Here is a 1,317-nt window from a genome sequence, read left to right as displayed (position 1 = left end):
CAGCACTTACACACCCGACCTATCAACGTTGTAGTCTTCAACAACCCTTTAGAGACCTTAAAGGTCTAGGGATGACTCATCTTGAGGCTCGCTTCCCGCTTAGATGCTTTCAGCGGTTATCGATTCCGAACTTAGCTACCGGGCAATGCGTCTGGCGACACAACCCGAACACCAGCGGTTCGTCCACTCCGGTCCTCTCGTACTAGGAGCAGCCCCTCTCAATCATCCAACGCCCACGGCAGATAGGGACCGAACTGTCTCACGACGTTCTAAACCCAGCTCGCGTACCACTTTAAATGGCGAACAGCCATACCCTTGGGACCGACTTCAGCCCCAGGATGTGATGAGCCGACATCGAGGTGCCAAACACCGCCGTCGATATGAACTCTTGGGCGGTATCAGCCTGTTATCCCCGGAGTACCTTTTATCCGTTGAGCGATGGCCCTTCCATTCAGAACCACCGGATCACTATGACCTGCTTTCGCACCTGCTCGAATTGTCATTCTCGCAGTCAAGCGGGCTTATGCCATTGCACTAACCTCACGATGTCCGACCGTGATTAGCCCACCTTCGTGCTCCTCCGTTACTCTTTGGGAGGAGACCGCCCCAGTCAAACTACCCACCAGGCACTGTCCGTAACCCCGATAAGGGGCCAACGTTAGAACATCAAGCATACAAGGGTGGTATTTCAAGATTGACTCCACAACCACTGGCGCGGTTGCTTCAACGTCTCCCACCTATCCTACACATGTAGGGTCAATGTTCAGTGCCAAGCTATAGTAAAGGTTCACGGGGTCTTTCCGTCTAGCCGCGGGGACGCAGCATCTTCACTGCGATTTCAATTTCACTGAGTCTCGGGTGGAGACAGCGTGGCCATCATTACGCCATTCGTGCAGGTCGGAACTTACCCGACAAGGAATTTCGCTACCTTAGGACCGTTATAGTTACGGCCGCCGTTTACCGGGGCTTCGATCAAGAGCTTCGACCGAAGTCTAACCCCATCAATTAACCTTCCGGCACCGGGCAGGCGTCACACCGTATACGTCATCTTTCGATTTTGCACAGTGCTGTGTTTTTAATAAACAGTTGCAGCCACCTGGTATCTGCGACTCCCGGCAGCTTAGAGAGCAAGTCTCATCACCGCTAGGAGCGTACCTTCTCCCGAAGTTACGGTACCATTTTGCCTAGTTCCTTCACCCGAGTTCTCTCAAGCGCCTTGGTATTCTCTACCTGATCACCTGTGTCGGTTTGGGGTACGATTTCTTATAATCTGAAGCTTAGAAGCTTTTCCCGGAAGCATGGCATCAATGACTTCGT

General features: G+C 52.6%; 1 rRNA gene. It reads right to left on the bottom strand.

The features are described from left to right. A 23S ribosomal RNA gene (locus C9J38_RS21515) occupies positions 1 to 1,317 on the bottom strand; the annotation flags it as partial.

Source organism: Photobacterium sp. GB-210 (assembly GCF_003026075.1).
Classification (GTDB): Bacteria; Pseudomonadota; Gammaproteobacteria; order Enterobacterales; family Vibrionaceae; genus Photobacterium.
Note: the sequence above shows the minus strand (reverse complement) of the source record. Positions and strands in the feature narration are given on the sequence as shown.